The following is a 15,062-nucleotide window of genomic DNA, read 5'->3' as shown; positions in this document are numbered from 1 at the left end:
CTAAAAGCAAAGTGGAAGACACGTTATATGCGGCCAGCTTAAAAGTAAAAGGCGCAAAAACCGCCAGTTTAACCATTCCGGGGCAGGTGCAGACGGCGGGTAATGCGCAGGGTGCGTCGGGGCAGGATATGCATTGGAGCAACGAATATCCGTGCACGTACGCTGAAGTCGCTTCCGGAAGTACGGGGGAAATAGATTCCATTGAATATGGCGACTGGAAAGCCGACTTGTGGTATAACGAAAGCTGCGACGATAACGCGCTGGAAGAATTTAAACCGTCCGGCAGTAATGTTTCTTCGTGTACGGACTGCCGGCTGGTGGGGGGGACGCTGTCCGGCTCCAACTATTTTACGGAAGTAACATATCCCTTGGTCAGCCCGGATTATTTTGACCCGGACCGCGTTACCGATGACGGCGAGGATGCCGACCGCGAGTGGGGCTGTTACCAGCATAGCCTGGGCGACAAATGTTATTATACCGGTTACGGCGGTACTAAATACGAGTCCACCAGTTTTTTTGATTACACCAAAAATTTGCTTTCCAGCGACCCCGGAAGCGGCGATTTAACGGATGACTGGACCCAGTCCGCCAAATGCGTGGACAGCGGCGGGATGATTTCCTCTTCTTACCGCTCCGGCGACTGGACGCGCTTTTTAAGCTGGTACAGCGGTTATTTAACCGGCGGCGGTGTTTTGTGCTACTGGATAGCCATTAAAACCGAATGCCGCACCGTGAAAGTGAAATATAAAGAAAGTTCCAAAGTTGAGTGTGTCGGAAATAAAACGGAATTTAAAGACAGTTATTTGCTTAAATCTTATTAAACTTCGGTTAATGAGAACACCCCCGGCGGATGCGCAGGCCGGGGGTGTTTACTGTTTTCCAATCCAAAATCAGCGTATTAAATAGGCCTGTCCGCCGTCCAGCGCAACGGGCGGCTCGCCGCCCGCCTGGCCTTCGCAAAATTCTTTGCCGGCCTCGTTTAAGCCCATGCACGCCAGGCGTAAAAAGTTGCCTGTCGTCGTCAGTTTATATTTGGCGTGCGGATTGGGGTTTGTCTGCGTGAATACGGCTTCCCAGCAGGGTTCGTCCGGGTTGTCTTTCGCGCGGCAGAAAACGGCCGCCGTATAATTTTTAAGATTGGCCTTTTGCAGGCGTTCCGTCACGCGGTCGGCCTGTTCCTGCGTCATATTTTTCCCGGTTACAAAGTTTTTCTGCCGGCCCCACAGCATAACCGCTTCGGTCATGCGCGCGTTTTCTACGGCGTTAAAATAATACGGCAGCGCAATCGCCGCCAGGATGCCGATAATCAGCACCGTCACCAACAGCTCCAGCATCGTAAATCCGTTTTTTGTCGTCATCTTATTTTTTCGGCCCCGGCGCCAGCCATCCGCCCAGCACCGCAAGTAAAAGTAAAATAGGCCATTCTTTAGACGGCCGCACCTGAAACGTCCACAGCAGTCCCGCCGCACACGCAAGCGCAATAATTAAATATAAAACGGGCGGTGTTTTCATAATATGCGCACCTTGTAGCCTTCTTTTTCCAGCATTTGCGCGGCCGGGGCTTTTTTATCGCCCTGTATTTCCAGCCGGCCTTCTTTGACGGTGCCGCCGCAGCCGAGGGACTTTTTCATTTTTTTAAGCAAATCTTCTTTTCCCTGCGGATGAAGAGGCAGCCGCTCCACCACCGTCATTCCGCTGCCTTTGGCGTTTCTTAAAAAGCGTACGCGCACCGGTTCCGTCTGCTTTTTGGGTGCGCCCAGGCGGTTGCATACGCAGGGAATGTGCTTGCAGTGCGGGCAGAAGTCCGGGTCGGTGGAGAAGAAAATTTCGCTCATCAGTGCGCCTCGTCCAGATAGCTTTTCAGCAGGGTTTTCATTTCCTGCGAGTCGGTCTGCACGCCTAAAGACCAGGCGGCTTCGTGCAAAATGTCTTCCAGCATTTCCGGCAGGCGCGCCTGCAGGTCGCACAGGGCGAGGCTCCGGTCCAGCCGCAGGTAGTCTTCCAGCACGGTGGCCTGCTTCGCGCCCAGCAGGGCGCGCAGGGCGCGGGTGTTGTTCATTTTAAAACGGAAATACAGCGGGCCGCCGAAAGACAGGCGGTTTAAAAACTTGCGCGCCGAGAGCAGAAACAGCGTCAGGTTCTGCGCCAGCCGCTCAATGCGGATGGTTTTGGCCGTGTGCCCGTTGACGATTTCTTCCTGCGACACGATTTGCTTGTTCATCACCAGCCCGTAGGAGTTAAATTCCGTCATCCGGTAAAACCCGCGTTTGTTGGAAATCACAGCCGCGCCGTCCTGCACGGGCTGGAGGGGGAACTCCGGGTCCGCCATTACGCCGTAGGGCGCGCAGGCGGAGGAGGCCTTAATCAATTCCGGCAGGTGTTTGTAGTCCGTCAGCGGTTCTTCGGGGTAGAGCGGCATAACGGACATGGCGCACACCGTTTCGCCGTCGGCGGATACGTTCATGGTTTTGAGGTAATTGTCAAAATGGCTTTCGGCTTTGTCGTAGAGAATATGGCGCAGCCGTTCGGATTTTTTGCGGTGGTCTAACAGCCACGGCAGTTTTTCCGGGTGGACGATGGCTTCCGGGCGGCTGCTCTGCCCGGTGCGGATATAGGCGCGTTTGGATTTGCCCACCAGGTGCGGCGTTAAATTGCTTTGCGGAATGTTGATGACGATGAACATCCGGTCCCCGCGGTCATTTACGCAGATGTTGATGTCCACAAAGACGATAGGGTCAATATACACCTGGATGATGTCTTCAATGGAATTGCGGACTTTTTCGTGGTACGGAATGCCGAGAAACGGCGGGCGCGGCTTGTCGTTCTTGTCGTCCTGCACGCCCACGATAATGGTGCCGCCCATCGCATTGGCGAACGAGGCGATGGTTTTGGCGAATTTTTCGTGGTTTTTGGGCAGCATATACTTATAGTCCAGCTGTTTGCCTTCGGGCAGCTGGCGGCGGCAGAACGCTGCTACGTCGTGAAACGTCAAATCGTGTATGGGTTTGTCAAAAAGCATGGCGTTACCTCGTTAGTTCGCCTGCGGGCGTTTTAATTTATTATAATAAAATTATTGTACGTTAAACGGAAACTTTCAAGGATGTTATTATGAATTCTCCCATTCACGCGCTGGCCGGCGTGATTACCGAAAAATTCGCCGCCGCCGATCCCGCCGCCGCCGCACGCGCGCTGGAAAGCCTGGCTACGCACGAAATTCTTTTGTTAATCGGGCCTCTTAAAGCGCAGACGATTGTGGCGTGTCTGAACCCGATGAATCCGCCTAAGGCCGCCGCCGTGCTGCGCCGCCTGCCTTTGCGCCAGGCGTCTTACGTGCTGGCCCGGCTGGAAGTGCCGCAGGCCGCGCGGCTGATGAAAGAATTTTCCGTACCGTACCGCGAACGTATTTCCGCCGCGTTGGAGCCCGCTTTTGTAAAACTGCTGGCGGAAGCTTCGGCCTACCCGCCGGACAGCGCGGGGCGGCTGATGAATACCGATTTTGTGGCCGTGCGCACGGAATCCAAATTATCCGCGCTGGTGGAGCGTTTAAAAAGCCTGCCGCGCCGGAAACTGCCCGCCGCGTGCTTTGTAACGGGTAAAGACGGCGAACTCAGAGGCGTTATCCGCACGGCGGAACTGGCGTTTTATACCCCGCAGTCGGTCTGCGGTTCGGTGATGAGCCCGGCGCAGCCGCTGAACCCGCAGGACGGGGCGGAAAAGGCGCGGGAAGCGTTTGTAAAAGCGGAGACGGACGTTCTGCCCGTTGTAAACGAAAAGGGCGTTCTGCTGGGCGTTTTGGCTCGGGAAGCGCTGCCCTCCCAGCCGGACAAAAAGCCGTTTTGGAAGCGTCTGGCCGATTAATGACTGATTTAAACCGCCGTTTCTCCGCCCCGGGTTTCTTCGGGGCGGCTGTATATGCCGTCAAGCGGTATCTGTTAATACTTGTATTTATGTTATTTTTTATTATCCTATATAATATAGTATCCGGTATGCCGGGGGCCCGGCAGGCCGGCGGTTTAAAAATATAGGGTGGTATTTGCGGAATGTTCTGTGCTAAAATCTAAATATATTACGCGAAGGAGTATGAGTATGAAGAAAATTGCAGTCTTTGTATTATTGCTCGGCGCATGCGTTTTAAACGCCGAAGAAATGAAATTTGTTACCACTTTGTCTTCTCCGCTGGGGACGTTTGCCCAGCTGGAAACGGCAGACCCTTCGTCCCTTAGCTCGGTGCCGCTGGTGAACTTTTGCAACTCCCGCGCGTCCGCGGGAACGGTTACGTTGCAAGGGGCGGATACGTATCTGCAAACGCTGTCTTTGAAAAACGGCACCACCTTGGGCGGTAACACGCCGGAGTACCGCATTTCGGGCACGCTTAGCGTCAATAACAACAGCGAAGTAACGGGCGGGCGTCTGCTGGCGAATGCGGCCACGGTGTCGGGTGCCTCTTCGGCCAAGAGCAAAGTGGAAGGCGTGCTGTACGCCTCGGCTTTAAAGGTAAAAGGCGCGAAAACCGCCGGCTTGACGATTCCCTCGCAGGTGCAAACCAGCGGGGCGACGGGCGGCGGAGATGAAATGGAATGGAGCAATATTTATACGAAAGATTATAAATCGGACGGAAGCGCCACCGGGAGTGATTCTTATACTTCTTACTTGCTTAAAAGCAAAAGCGCCACTCCGGTAGAGCCGGAAAGCTATGAACACGAACCTTATGTAAAAACCGTCCAGGCGGCAAAAGTATGCGGCCGGCTTTCTTATGTCAATTATTGCGGCAGCAACCATAAGTCTGGCGATAAAGAAAAGAATGCCCATTATTATTATGCCGATAACATTACCCAGACGAGCAACTGGCAAAACCAAACCTGCAATATGTGCCAGTGGGATAAGCCGCGGGTGGCGTTTGCCGGCTATGTCAAAAAATCCGACACGTCTTATACCAATCAGTATAGCGTAACTGACTGCCCCTCCGGGTATACGGATGCACAGTTATGCCAGAATAACTGTGACCCGGCCGTAAAAGACTGTTCTTTTGTCTGTTTAAAAACGGCGGCCAATATCACGGGCTGCGGCAATGAGTTGATTCAACAGCAATGTATGTGTCCGTGCGGAACGCTCCCGGGGGAAGCGGCCTGTATGCCAACCTTTGACCTGAGCATGTCCGGGGTCTGTAAGCTCGACGGCTCCACTGCATGGGTGTTGACCTCTCAAACCGATTACATCTACGAACCCAAGCTGGGCGGCACGGGGCAGATTTTAGGATGCAGAGCCGTTTTATAAAACGATACAAATAAAAAACCCCGGGCTTGCCCGGGGTTTTTTGTGTTAAATCAGTTTACCTTGCTGCCGGGGGGCACGTCCCACGTAATCCATTTGTTGGCGCCCACGACGCTTCCTTTGCCGATGGTTACGTCTCCCAGCACGGTGGTTTCGGCGTAGATGATGACGTCGTCCTCAATGTTGGGATGGCGCTTAATGCCTTTGACGGGGTTGCCGTGTTCGTCTAACGGAAAGCTTTTGGCGCCCAGGGTAACGCCCTGGTAGAGCTTGACGTTGGCGCCGATGACGCACGTCTCGCCGATGACGACGCCGGTCCCGTGGTCAATAAAAAACCCGGGCCCGATGGCCGCGCCGGGGTGGATGTCAATCCCGGTCAGGCTGTGGGCGTATTCGGTAACGATGCGCGGAATCAGGCGTACGCCCCGCGCGTGCAGAAAGTGCGCCATGCGCTGCAGCGTAACGGCGGTTACGCCCGGATAGCACAAAAGCGGCTCCACGGGGCTCATAGCCGCCGGGTCGCCCTCGTAGGCGGCGTTTACGTCGCTGATTACCAGGCGCTGAATGTCCGGCAGGGCGCGGATAAAGTCGGCGGTGATTTGCCTGGCTTTTACTTCGCAGGCGGAGCAGTCGGCTTTTTCTTTGCATAAAAAACACAAAGAATTTTTTATTTGCTTTTCCAGCTGTGCGCCCAGCTCTTCCAGCGGGGCGGGGCAGCCGCCGTCCTGCGCGCATTCCAGCGGATATTGGTATAGGAAATCTTTTAACGCGCAGAAAATTTCCACCGTCTTTTTGGCGGAGGGGATAAATTTGGCTTTTTGGTAGAAATTTTTGTCAAAGGTGCTTTTCAGCTCTTTGGCGGTTTGTGCAAAAAGGTCGCTCACGGATGCCTCACATTTTGAAATCTTCGCCCAGGTACAGGCGGCGGGCGTTGGCGTCGTTAAGCAGGGTGTTTTGATCCCCTTCCACCAGGATTTTCCCGTCGTAAATCAGGTAGGCGCGTTCGGTCAGCGGCAGGGTTTCGCGCACGTTATGGTCGGTAATCAGCACGCCGATGCCCTTGTCTTTGAGTTTAAAAATCATATGGCGCAGGTCGGATACGGTGATGGGGTCAATCCCCACGAAAGGTTCGTCCAGCAGGATAATTTTCGGGTTGCTGATCATACAGCGCGCAATTTCCATACGGCGTTTTTCGCCGCCGGAAAGCGTCCAGGCTTTTTGTTTGGCCAGTTTGGTAAGGCCAAACTCGGTGAGCAAGGCGTCCACGCGGCGTTTCTGTTCCTGCTTGTCGTCCAAAATGCGTTCCAGCACGGCCAGCAGGTTTTCTTCTACCGTCAGGCCCTTAAAAATGGTGGGTTCCTGCGCCAGATATCCCAGGCCGTGGCGGGCGCGCTCAAACATCGGCAGGGCGGTAACGTCCGCCCCGTCAATAAATACGCGGCCTTTGGTGGGGCTGATAAAGCCCACCATCATATAGAAAGAAGTGGTTTTGCCCGCGCCGTTGGGGCCCAGAAGCCCGACGATTTCGCCGGATTTGACGTTAATGTCCACCCCTTTTACGACCATGCGGTCCTTGTATACTTTGACGATTTGTTCACTGCGTAGCTGCATATATAAAACCCCTAAAATTTGTCGTTTATGGCCGAATCGTTGAGCCGGGGGGACACCACCCACCCCTGCACTTTTCCGTCCAGGACTACCTGGCGGCCTTCGTTGTCGGACTGTACCTTATCCGCTATTATAGCAAATGTGCCCTGTTCGCTTTGGCCGCTTAACAGCGGGCGCGCGCCGTAGGCGTAGGACTGGTTGGTGTTGCCGTCGTAGACGATGGTTTGGGCCTGCAGCGTGCGCTGCGGGTCGGCCAGCGCCGCGCCGCCTTCCAGCACCAGGTGATTTTTCGCCTGCTGCAGCGTGGCTTTCTGGGCCGTGAGCGTCTGCAAACCTTCGGGCGTGGGGCGTTCCACGCGCACGTCTCCTTCCAGTACAAAAATTTCATCGGCCAGGTTAAACGACGCTTTGCGGGCATAGGCCGTAACGGGCTCCTGTTTTCCGTCGGTGTAAATCAGGCGGATTTTTTTGCCTTTGTCGGCGCGCAACTCGCCTTTTTGCGTTTTGTAATTGTAGCGGGCGCGGTCGGCATACGCCTGATAGACGGGGCCGTTGGGTTCGGCTTGTTTTAAGTAAACGTTTCCGCTTGCGGAAAAGCGGCTTTGGGCGCGTTCGGAGAGGGCGTAGTCCGAGCGGAAAGCGTATACGCCGTTGTCGTAAGAAACGTTGCCTTTAAATTCTTCCTGCTGTTTGTCTTTATAGATGACCCAGCTGTCGCTGGACACCAGCCCGCCCAATACGGGGGGCAGCGCGGCCGCCGCGTCTTTTTTGTTTTTAAGCGAATGTTTGGCCTGCTCCAGGTGCGGCTTGGCCGGAGGGATTTTAAGGGCGGGTCCTTCCGCGCGCACGGTTTTGCAGCCGCTTAACAGGAAAGCGGCCGGCAGGGCGGCCAGGAGGAAAAGAACAAATTTTCTCATAACGTGTTTTTTTGCAGTTCCCGCGCGTCCGCCGGGAGGCGGGTGGTTTGTTTTTTAATTTCAATTTTGACGAGCTTGGAATCCGTTTCCACGCCGCCGCGCGCCGTTACTTTCGCGCCGCCGCGGGTGATGACGGTTTTGCCGTCGGACCAGATGCGGTCTTTATCCACGTCGTAAAAAAAGCGTTCGGCTTCAATGACCAGATTCTCGGTAAACGACTGGATTTTCGCGTCGCCCTCAATGGTAACCAGTTTGGCCGTATAGTCAAAAATACCGGTTTTGCCCGTAACGCCCGCGCTGTCCTCTCCGTTTTCTTTAAGCAGCAGGTCCGGATTTTTTAACGTGGCGCTTTTGAGGTCGGCAAAGTCCACCGCGTCGGCGCGCAGGAGCCATTTTTTGTGGCTGTCTTTGGATTCAAAAATAGACACCTGGCTGGCCAGCTGCATGCCGGCGTCTTCGGCGGGGGAAAAGTCCCCGCTGCCGCCGCATGCGCCCAGCCACACAAGCCCCGTCAGCAAAAGCGTCAGTTTTTTCATTTTTTATCCAAAAGCGCCAAAAATTCAATCAAGTCTTTTTCGTCAATAATGCCCACCACTTTTCCCGTCCGGTCCAATACGGGCAGGTTGTCCACGTGCGTGGCGTGAATCATTTTGGCGGCTTCAATGGCCGGCACCGTGTCCAAAATATGATAGGGGTTTTTTGTCATCACTTCGGTGATGTTTTTGTTTAACACGTCCGCGCCCGTCTGCAGAATGCGGCGCAGGTCCCCGTCCGTAAAATAGCCGAGCAGGCGGCCTTTTTTGTCCACGATGCTGGTGGCTCCGGCGGCGCCCGTCCGGGTCATTACAAACAGCGCGTCCTGCACGGAGGCGTTCTCGCGCACGACGGGATTATTTTTGCCCTTGCGCATCACGTCTTTTACCTGCTGGGTAAGCAGTTTGCCCAGGGATCCGCCCGGGTGGAAGACGGCAAAGTCGCGCTTTTCAAAATGTTTCACTTTCATCAGGCACAGCGCCAGCGCATCGCCAACCGCCAGCGTGGCGGTGGTGGAGGCGGTGGGAGCGAGGTTGTACGGGCAGGCTTCGCGTTCAATGTGGATGGTGATGTGTATGTCCGACATCAGGGCCAGCTTGGATTTGTCGTGCCCGGTCATGGAGATGATGGTGAGTTTGCGCCGCTCCAGCGACGGGAGTATTTTATTGATTTCTTCCGTCTGGCCGGAAAAAGAGATGGCGAGAATCACGTCCCCGGGGGTAATCATTCCCAGGTCCCCGTGCAGGGCTTCCACCGGGTGCACAAAGAAGGACGGCGTGCCCGTGGACGCGAGCGTGGCCGAAATTTTGCGGCCGATAATGCCGCTCTTGCCGATGCCCAGCACCACGACGCGGCCTTTGCTTTTGGCAATTACGTCCACCGCCTGCAGGAAATTTTTATCAATGCTTTTTTTGCTCAGTTCCAGCGCCTTGTGTTCAACTTCCAGCACGTGGCGCGCCATATTTTTAACAACGGTTGGGGAATATTTTTTTGTCGTCATACGTTTACCTGGCCGGATGGGTCCACGGGGCCGCTTCGGGCGCGGGACGGTGCTTTTGATACGGAGCGGGCAGTTTGTCCGTTGCGTACGCAAGCGCAAAATACGCCGCCGTGCACGCAGCCAGCAGCGCGCCAAATACTTTGGCGTGCCACACAAGCGCAGGCTTCCAGGCGGAGTGAGTAGTCATTATTTAAATTTCTTGACCACCTGGTCAATGGCGCACAGTTCGCGCGTCATCTTGGCGGCCAGTGTTAAATCCAGCGAATTCGGGCCGTCGGAAAGCGCGTGGTCCGGGTCCGGGTGCGCTTCAAAAAACACGCCGGCGATTCCCAGGGCCGTCGCCGCTTTGGCGAGCACCGGGGCCAGCTTGCGGTTTCCGCCGGTGGCCGCGCCCAGCGCGCCGGGCTTTTGCACGGAGTGCGTGGCGTCAAAAATCACCGGGTATCCAAACTGTTTCATAATTTCCAGCGAGCGCATATCCACGATTAAATCGCCGTAGCCGAAGCTGGCGCCGCGCTCGGTCAGCAGGATGTTGCGGTTGCCGCGGGATTCAATTTTTTTGATTACCTGTTCCATCGCGGCCGGGGATAAGAACTGGCCTTTTTTGACGTTAACCGCGCGCCCCGTGTCCGCACAGGCGAGCACCAGGTCCGTCTGGCGGCACAGAAACGCCGGAATCTGCAAAATATCGGCCACCTGGGCCACTTCTTCGGCCTGCCAGGGTTCGTGCACGTCCACCACGAGCGGCAGCCCCGTAAGCGCCTTGGCTTTGGCCAGAATGTCCAGCCCCCTGGACAGGCCCGGCCCGCGGTACGCGTCCACGGAAGTGCGGTTGGCTTTGTCAAAAGAAGCTTTTAAAATAAAAGGGTGTTTGGTTTTGGCTATCAGGGCCTTGAGTTTTTTGGCCGTGTCAAGATAATGTTTTTCGCTTTCAATGACGCACGTGCCCGCCATAAACGCCAGGGGCAGGTTATTGGAAATTTTGTAATTGCCTATTTTGATGATTTTCTGCATATACATATCATAGCAAATTTTGCCTGCGTTTCTATAGTCAAAAAGCCGGAAAAAACTTGTATTTTCGCGCCGGGTGTTTTATACTATTAGCCGGGGGGTTCCCCGTTAAGGAGGATGTTATGAAGAATGGTTTTACCCTTATTGAGCTGTTGGTAGTGGTGCTGATTATCGGCATTTTATCGGCTATTGCGCTGCCGCAGTATGAAACGGCGGCGGAAAAAAGCCGCGCTTCGGAAGCGTTCGTAAACGGCAAAGCGGTGCTGGACGCGATGAACCGCGCCATTAACGAGCGGCCGAACGAGTATCCCAACACCCGCGCCTCGCTGGACATACAGCTTTCGGGCGGGGAGTGGAACGCCGCGGCCAACCAGTACAAGACGAAAGCCTTTACGTATGATTTATCCAAAGGGGACCGGCTGGAAGTTACGCGCAGCCTGGGCGGTTCGGAAAAATACGTGCTGACTTTTTATAATAATTTAAGCAGCCGCGGGGACGCGCGCACCTGCAAGCCTACGGGCGATACGGCCACCTCTCTCTGCAAGTCTTTTACCGGCAGCGGATACGAGATGGAATAACAGGTTTTCGCGCATAAAAAATCCCGGGCGTTTTTACAAGCCCGGGATTTTTTTGCGGCGTTTAAAAATTAATGCGCGCCCGTGCTGCCGAACCCGCCGCTGCCGCGCGACGTGTCCGAAAGTTCTTCGGCTTCTTCAAAAGACGGATACAGCGTGGGCAGTACGACCAGCTGCGCCACTTTCTGCCCCGCTTCAAACACAAATTCCGTATCGTTTAAATTGTACATGCATACCAGCAGTTCGCCGCGGTACGGCGCGTCCACCAGGCCGGCCATGGCTTTAATGCCCCGGCTTTCTACGGAGCTTTTGCCCCAGATAATGCCGGACGTGTTTTCCGGCAGTTCCACGGCTACGCCCGTGCGCACTTTTACCACGCCGCGCGCGGGGAGAACCGTGCGTTCCAGCGCAAACAAATCCGCGCCGGAGTCCGTCGGATGCGCGCGCAAAGGCAGGCGGGCGCGCGGGTCTAATTTTTTTACTTTCATAACGGGTTGGTTCATACTTAAATCATTAATTTCTCAATCTGTCTTAACGCGTTGGACGCATAGACTTTTACGGAGTCGTTCCCCGTTTTGGCCAGCAGGTTCAGCTGGGGGATGAGGCTTTTTAACAGACCGATGTCAAACGTACGGTCCGAGGTGTAGTTAAAAGCGTCCGGGTTGGATAGTACGCCCGCCATATAAGCGGCCGCGCGGGCGGCGTTGATGCGTTCGTTCTGGTTGGTGCTTAGCAGGCCCTGGCGGATGACGTCAATGGCGTTGCCCGTCATAAATCCAAGCGCCAGCGCATAGGTGGAAGCGGACGGGGTGGTGTAATCGCGGCGGAGTTCTTTGGCTACGGCTTCCAGCGTGTATTGACGGTTTTGGGCGAGCCCAGTGGCAATCTGCGCCTGGGTGTTGGCGTCTTGTTCCGTCTTAGCCATTTTTAAAAGCTGTTTGGCGGCGGCTTCGCTGTGCAGCGTGCCCAGCCACGAAGCGGCGGCGGCGCGCGTTTGGTCGTCGGACGACGCGGCGGCCTGCTTGAGGTATTTGAGCAGGTGTTTGGGCTCTTCGGCCAGCAGGTTCATGGAGCGCGCGGCGAAAGCCGGGTCAAAAATATAAAGGTGTACGACTTCCTGCACATACGCTTTGTTCTGCGGGTTGACAATGCCGTATGCGCCGGCGGCGTAGGAGCGGAGCACGGCGTCTTTGCTTTGCAGGGCGCCTTCCAGCACGGGTATCAGTTCTTCGTGCGCGGAGCCCATGGCGGTTACGATGACGGCGGAAAAAGTTTGTTTCAGCGGGTCTTCGCTTCTTAAAATCAGGTTAAACAACGCCGGTTCCTGCGCTTTGGCGGGCGGCGTTTTAACCAGGCTGGCGCCGGCGGCAAAGACGGTGTCCGGGTCTTTGGCGGTGCGGAACAGGTCCAGCACGCGTTGGTTTTCCGAAGCGGAACGGTTATTTTTTTGTAAAAGGGGCAGCGCGTTTTTAAGTGAAGTCTGCGCCGAAACGTTAAGCGCCGCAAACAGGGCGGCGGTGAGTAAAAAAGTCAGTTTGTGCATGGTATAAAATCCTCTTATTTAAATTATACCATTATAAGCCGCGCAATATGAAAAAGCCCCGCCGGGGAATGGCGGAGGCTTTTTAAACGGAAAAAGGGGGTTAGCGTACGGAAAGGGCTTCCGTCAGCCGTTCGGCGGCCACGGCGTGTTTTTGGCGTCTGTCCGCGCTGTTGGCGTAGACGTGCAGTTCTTCCTGGTCTTTTAGCACGACGATCTTCGTGTTTCCCAGCGCCAGCAGAAAGCGCAGATTGGTTTGGTTTTTCATAAGACAACTCCTGATAAATCGGTTTCTTTATCATACTTTAACTGTTTGAAGGGCAATCTGCAAGGGTCTTTAGACCCACGCGGAAAATAGGACCTGGCCCGGGCCGTGCGGGATATGATAAAATACCCGCATGAAAAAAATTTATCTTGCGCTGGCGTGCGTTTTTATCGCCTCTTTATGCTCCGCCCAGGAAGATGAGCGGATGATTATCAATCCCGGACGGGAAACCTTCGTCCACTTCCCTTCCGCCGTGCTGGGCAATAAATATACGATGACCGTTTTCCTGCCCGAAAAATCCGTACCGCTTTCCAAGTATTATCCCGTGGTGTATCTGCTGGGCGCGGGCCCCAAACAGGCGCAGGAGGCGCAGGCGTTTTTGGAAAAATACAAAGCGCTCGTCGTGGGGATTAATTTTGAAGAAGCCGACTATAAAAAAGACAACCGCATCGCGGAATTTATTTCGCGCGAACTTATGCCGTATATTGACACCAATTACCTGACGCTCACCCGCCCGGAAAACCGCGTCATCGCCGCGCGCGGCAAAAGCGCGGCGATTGTGGCGGCGGAACTGTTTGCCAAGCCCAATTTATTCGGCGGCTTGTCGCTGGCAGGCGCGGGGGACGCGGTAAAAAACATTCAGCTGCCGGCCGGGCCGGCGCGCGTATTTGTGGCCGGTACGCAGAGCGAGCTGGCGCTGGCGCAGCAAACGCTGGAAGCCGCCGGGCTTTCGTATGGTACGGGCTTTGCGCTGGCGTATGCGGGCCGCGCGGCGGGCTGGTTTAACGCCCTGCCGCTGGATTATTTCTTTGCCCCGGCGGACAAGGCGGCGCTTCGCCGCCTGAGCGCCAAGACGGATGTTTCTTCTCTTTCGCTGGATTCGGACGAAACGGCCTTGCTTACCGTAACCGCGGTTTTAAAGAACGGACGGAAGTTTGCGTACGTGCCGGTTTCCCTGCGCGTAAGCCCGCCTTATTTGGATTGGGACGCGTCCCGCGGCGCATTATCCGTACTGCCCGGTGCGGAAGCCGGAACGGTGCAAATCCGCGGGGGTGTGGACAAAACCGCATTCCGTACAAAAATAAAGCTTAAAAAACAATAAAAATGCTCTAAAAAGGGCTTTTTATGCAAAAAAAATTATACTTGTCAACAGTTTTTTAAAAAATTTTAAAAAAACGGGGAAAGGAGAGGAAAATCACTTTCTCCGTCGGGAAAAAGAAGAAAATTTCAGTTATTCCCCTATACAAAAGGCAAGTTATCCACAAAAAACCGGGGTTATCCACAGGTTGTGTTGGCAACGCGGTAAGAAAAATTCCGAAAAAGCGCTTTCGCGCGGCCTGATGTAGAGTAAAGGGGGAATTATCCACAGGTTATCCACAGTATGTGGATAAACGGGATAACGTAAAATCTTGACTGTTCCCGGCAAGGTTTTGCTATAATCTTGACAGGAGGAATTCTATGAAATTAAGAACCGTTTTGCTGTTTGTTTTTTCCACCGTTCTGTTTGCCTGTTCATCCGCCCAGAAGCAGGAAGAAGATATTCCGCGTCCGCCCAAGCAGGACCCGGTGATTGAGGAGCAGGCCAGGAAGAACGAAAAACTGTATAACCAGAGCGAAACCCGCATGGCCAAAACCCTCAAACTCCCGGCCATTACGTATGAATTTGACTCCATCCGCCCGCCGGATTACGCCTATCCGTTCCTGGACAAAGTGGCTAATGTGATGAATCAGTATCCGTCCCTGCACTTGATTGTGGAAGGCCATACGGACGTGCTGGGTTCCAAGGAATACAACTATTGGCTGGGCGCGTCGCGCGCGGCCGCGATGAAGGCGTATTTAGTCAGCCGCGGCGTAAATGCGGAACGCATCCGTATTCATTCCCACGGCAAAGACCGCCCGCTTACGCTGGATAATTCCAGCGACGGCCGCCGCACCAACCGCCGCGTGGAATTTTCGTTCACCAAGCGTCCCTGGAATTCCGTTTATTAAGGTATAGCTGATTTTACAGCCCCCGGTTCTTACGAGCCGGGGGTTTTTGTATGGATTTTTGCACTGTGTCCGGTCCCTGCGGGCCGCCTGGATGGGTGTGTCCGTTTTGTTGTTTTATGCAGGTCTTAGCCCTGTCTATAAAACGCCTCAAGGCGGAAGAATGTTTTTACTTGTTTGAGCGAAGCGAGTTGTAAAAACATCCGCCGCGAGTGCGTTTTATAGGGCCCGACCTGCGAGTTTTTTGCCTACTTTTTGTCGGCACAAAAAGTAGGAAATAGTTTTGGAATTCTATCAAAGAAAAGGAAGTATAATTTTTTGCTTCTTTTAGAAATAAAAGAAGAAAGATATAAAA

General features: G+C 54.4%; 20 protein-coding genes. 6 read left to right on the top strand and 14 right to left on the bottom strand.

The annotated features are described in order from the left end of the window. Nucleotides 1-821, top strand: an 821-nt coding sequence (locus tag ACQY36_RS06725) for a hypothetical protein (protein ID WP_428078479.1), incomplete at its 5' end; no start/stop codon positions are given. A gap of 69 nt (nucleotides 822-890) precedes the next feature. Here ACQY36_RS06725 and ACQY36_RS06720 read toward each other — a convergent pair. From ACQY36_RS06720 to ACQY36_RS06705, 4 genes are read right to left on the bottom strand one after another with little or no spacing between them, the layout of a single operon-like run. Next, complete coding sequence (locus ACQY36_RS06720) at nucleotides 891-1,358, bottom strand: type IV pilin protein (RefSeq protein WP_428078477.1); 468 nt, start codon at nucleotides 1,356-1,358, stop codon at nucleotides 891-893. Between the two features lies 1 nt (nucleotide 1,359). Then, complete coding sequence (locus tag ACQY36_RS06715) at nucleotides 1,360-1,512, bottom strand: hypothetical protein (RefSeq protein WP_428078475.1); 153 nt, start codon at nucleotides 1,510-1,512, stop codon at nucleotides 1,360-1,362. Then, nucleotides 1,509-1,835, bottom strand: coding sequence for a stress response translation initiation inhibitor YciH (locus ACQY36_RS06710; RefSeq protein WP_428078473.1), 327 nt, complete (start codon nucleotides 1,833-1,835; stop codon nucleotides 1,509-1,511). Before ACQY36_RS06710 ends, ACQY36_RS06715 begins: the two co-directional genes overlap by 4 nt. Next, nucleotides 1,835-3,019, bottom strand: a complete 1,185-nt coding sequence (locus ACQY36_RS06705; RefSeq protein ID WP_428078471.1) for an AlbA family DNA-binding domain-containing protein — start codon at nucleotides 3,017-3,019, stop codon at nucleotides 1,835-1,837. Before ACQY36_RS06705 ends, ACQY36_RS06710 begins: the two co-directional genes overlap by 1 nt. An 89-nt stretch (nucleotides 3,020-3,108) precedes the next feature. On the opposite strand from ACQY36_RS06705, the gene ACQY36_RS06700 reads away from it, so the two are divergent. Together ACQY36_RS06700 and ACQY36_RS06695 are read left to right on the top strand one after the other, a co-directional pair. Then, entirely contained in the window at nucleotides 3,109-3,858 is a 750-nt protein-coding gene (locus ACQY36_RS06700) for a magnesium transporter MgtE N-terminal domain-containing protein (protein WP_428078469.1), read from the top strand. Nucleotides 3,859-4,086: 228 nt separating this feature from the next. Beyond that, complete coding sequence (locus tag ACQY36_RS06695; protein ID WP_428078467.1) at nucleotides 4,087-5,274, top strand: hypothetical protein; 1,188 nt, start codon at nucleotides 4,087-4,089, stop codon at nucleotides 5,272-5,274. A 50-nt stretch (nucleotides 5,275-5,324) separates the two neighbouring features. On the opposite strand, the gene epsC is transcribed toward ACQY36_RS06695, so the two are convergent. The 7 genes from epsC to kdsA are packed head-to-tail and all read right to left on the bottom strand — an operon-like array spanning nucleotide 5,325 to nucleotide 10,344. Continuing rightward, nucleotides 5,325-6,155 (bottom strand): serine O-acetyltransferase EpsC, encoded by an 831-nt coding sequence (gene epsC, locus ACQY36_RS06690; RefSeq protein ID WP_428055771.1) that lies wholly within the window; start codon nucleotides 6,153-6,155, stop codon nucleotides 5,325-5,327. 7 nt (nucleotides 6,156-6,162) lie between these two features. Then, entirely contained in the window at nucleotides 6,163-6,882 is a 720-nt protein-coding gene (gene lptB / locus ACQY36_RS06685; RefSeq protein ID WP_428055773.1) for an LPS export ABC transporter ATP-binding protein, read from the bottom strand. Nucleotides 6,883-6,893: 11 nt separating this feature from the next. After that, a complete protein-coding gene (lptC, locus tag ACQY36_RS06680) occupies nucleotides 6,894-7,796 on the bottom strand; it encodes an LPS export ABC transporter periplasmic protein LptC (RefSeq protein ID WP_428078465.1) in 903 nt (300 codons plus the stop codon). Then, nucleotides 7,793-8,332, bottom strand: a complete 540-nt coding sequence (gene lptC, locus ACQY36_RS06675; protein WP_428071587.1) for an LPS export ABC transporter periplasmic protein LptC — start codon at nucleotides 8,330-8,332, stop codon at nucleotides 7,793-7,795. Before lptC (ACQY36_RS06675) ends, lptC (ACQY36_RS06680) begins: the two co-directional genes overlap by 4 nt. Then, on the bottom strand, nucleotides 8,329-9,330 hold the full coding sequence (locus ACQY36_RS06670) for a KpsF/GutQ family sugar-phosphate isomerase (protein WP_428055779.1): 1,002 nt from the start codon (nucleotides 9,328-9,330) through the stop codon (nucleotides 8,329-8,331). Before ACQY36_RS06670 ends, lptC (ACQY36_RS06675) begins: the two co-directional genes overlap by 4 nt. A gap of 4 nt (nucleotides 9,331-9,334) precedes the next feature. Then, the gene (locus tag ACQY36_RS06665; RefSeq protein ID WP_428055781.1) at nucleotides 9,335-9,517 is read right to left on the bottom strand and encodes a hypothetical protein; all 183 of its coding nucleotides are present in this window, start codon (nucleotides 9,515-9,517) and stop codon (nucleotides 9,335-9,337) included. Then, a complete protein-coding gene (gene kdsA, locus ACQY36_RS06660) occupies nucleotides 9,517-10,344 on the bottom strand; it encodes a 3-deoxy-8-phosphooctulonate synthase (protein ID WP_428055783.1) in 828 nt (275 codons plus the stop codon). The genes ACQY36_RS06665 and kdsA overlap by 1 nt, the downstream gene beginning before the upstream one ends. Nucleotides 10,345-10,463: 119 nt before the next feature. Here kdsA and ACQY36_RS06655 point away from each other — a divergent pair, with 119 nt between their 5' ends. Further along, the gene (locus ACQY36_RS06655; protein ID WP_428055785.1) at nucleotides 10,464-10,919 is read left to right on the top strand and encodes a type IV pilin protein; all 456 of its coding nucleotides are present in this window, start codon (nucleotides 10,464-10,466) and stop codon (nucleotides 10,917-10,919) included. A gap of 68 nt (nucleotides 10,920-10,987) precedes the next feature. Here the strand turns inward: ACQY36_RS06655 and dut are convergent, their stop codons facing one another. From dut to ACQY36_RS06640, 3 genes are all read right to left on the bottom strand, one after another. Next, nucleotides 10,988-11,419, bottom strand: coding sequence for a dUTP diphosphatase (gene dut / locus ACQY36_RS06650; protein WP_428055787.1), 432 nt, complete (start codon nucleotides 11,417-11,419; stop codon nucleotides 10,988-10,990). Nucleotides 11,420-11,421: 2 nt separating this feature from the next. Next, nucleotides 11,422-12,459 carry a hypothetical protein gene (locus ACQY36_RS06645; RefSeq protein ID WP_428078463.1) on the bottom strand — a complete coding sequence of 346 codons (1,038 nt, stop codon included), beginning with the start codon at nucleotides 12,457-12,459 and terminating at the stop codon, nucleotides 11,422-11,424. 100 nt (nucleotides 12,460-12,559) lie between these two features. Further along, the gene (locus ACQY36_RS06640; RefSeq protein WP_428055791.1) at nucleotides 12,560-12,724 is read right to left on the bottom strand and encodes a hypothetical protein; all 165 of its coding nucleotides are present in this window, start codon (nucleotides 12,722-12,724) and stop codon (nucleotides 12,560-12,562) included. A 130-nt stretch (nucleotides 12,725-12,854) separates the two neighbouring features. On the opposite strand from ACQY36_RS06640, the gene ACQY36_RS06635 reads away from it, so the two are divergent. Further along, entirely contained in the window at nucleotides 12,855-13,823 is a 969-nt protein-coding gene (locus ACQY36_RS06635; protein ID WP_428071591.1) for a hypothetical protein, read from the top strand. Between the two features lie 356 nt (nucleotides 13,824-14,179). Then, on the top strand, nucleotides 14,180-14,710 hold the full coding sequence (locus ACQY36_RS06630; protein WP_428078461.1) for an OmpA family protein: 531 nt from the start codon (nucleotides 14,180-14,182) through the stop codon (nucleotides 14,708-14,710). The last annotated feature ends 352 nt before the right edge of the window (nucleotides 14,711-15,062 follow it).

The sequence above is a fragment of the Candidatus Avelusimicrobium alvi genome (genome assembly GCF_958451995.1).
Lineage (GTDB): Bacteria > Elusimicrobiota > Elusimicrobia > Elusimicrobiales > Elusimicrobiaceae > Avelusimicrobium > Avelusimicrobium alvi.
The sequence above is the reverse complement of the archived record's forward strand: the minus strand, read 5'-3'. Positions and strand labels throughout refer to the sequence as shown.

What these genes read in the sequence shown, in the direction of transcription:
- ACQY36_RS06720 (WP_428078477.1), bottom strand. Translation starts at nt 1,358, where the DNA reads ATGACGACAAAAAACGGATTTACGATGCTGGAGCTGTTGGTGACGGTG.
- ACQY36_RS06715 (WP_428078475.1), bottom strand. Translation starts at nt 1,512, where the DNA reads ATGAAAACACCGCCCGTTTTATATTTAATTATTGCGCTTGCGTGTGCG.
- ACQY36_RS06710 (WP_428078473.1), bottom strand. Translation starts at nt 1,835, where the DNA reads ATGAGCGAAATTTTCTTCTCCACCGACCCGGACTTCTGCCCGCACTGC.
- ACQY36_RS06705 (WP_428078471.1), bottom strand. Translation starts at nt 3,019, where the DNA reads ATGCTTTTTGACAAACCCATACACGATTTGACGTTTCACGACGTAGCA.
- ACQY36_RS06700 (WP_428078469.1), top strand. Translation starts at nt 3,109, where the DNA reads ATGAATTCTCCCATTCACGCGCTGGCCGGCGTGATTACCGAAAAATTC.
- ACQY36_RS06695 (WP_428078467.1), top strand. Translation starts at nt 4,087, where the DNA reads ATGAAGAAAATTGCAGTCTTTGTATTATTGCTCGGCGCATGCGTTTTA.
- lptB (WP_428055773.1), bottom strand. Translation starts at nt 6,882, where the DNA reads ATGCAGCTACGCAGTGAACAAATCGTCAAAGTATACAAGGACCGCATG.
- lptC (WP_428078465.1), bottom strand. Translation starts at nt 7,796, where the DNA reads ATGAGAAAATTTGTTCTTTTCCTCCTGGCCGCCCTGCCGGCCGCTTTC.
- lptC (WP_428071587.1), bottom strand. Translation starts at nt 8,332, where the DNA reads ATGAAAAAACTGACGCTTTTGCTGACGGGGCTTGTGTGGCTGGGCGCA.
- ACQY36_RS06670 (WP_428055779.1), bottom strand. Translation starts at nt 9,330, where the DNA reads ATGACGACAAAAAAATATTCCCCAACCGTTGTTAAAAATATGGCGCGC.
- ACQY36_RS06665 (WP_428055781.1), bottom strand. Translation starts at nt 9,517, where the DNA reads ATGACTACTCACTCCGCCTGGAAGCCTGCGCTTGTGTGGCACGCCAAA.
- kdsA (WP_428055783.1), bottom strand. Translation starts at nt 10,344, where the DNA reads ATGCAGAAAATCATCAAAATAGGCAATTACAAAATTTCCAATAACCTG.
- ACQY36_RS06655 (WP_428055785.1), top strand. Translation starts at nt 10,464, where the DNA reads ATGAAGAATGGTTTTACCCTTATTGAGCTGTTGGTAGTGGTGCTGATT.
- dut (WP_428055787.1), bottom strand. Translation starts at nt 11,419, where the DNA reads ATGAACCAACCCGTTATGAAAGTAAAAAAATTAGACCCGCGCGCCCGC.
- ACQY36_RS06645 (WP_428078463.1), bottom strand. Translation starts at nt 12,459, where the DNA reads ATGCACAAACTGACTTTTTTACTCACCGCCGCCCTGTTTGCGGCGCTT.
- ACQY36_RS06640 (WP_428055791.1), bottom strand. Translation starts at nt 12,724, where the DNA reads ATGAAAAACCAAACCAATCTGCGCTTTCTGCTGGCGCTGGGAAACACG.
- ACQY36_RS06635 (WP_428071591.1), top strand. Translation starts at nt 12,855, where the DNA reads ATGAAAAAAATTTATCTTGCGCTGGCGTGCGTTTTTATCGCCTCTTTA.
- ACQY36_RS06630 (WP_428078461.1), top strand. Translation starts at nt 14,180, where the DNA reads ATGAAATTAAGAACCGTTTTGCTGTTTGTTTTTTCCACCGTTCTGTTT.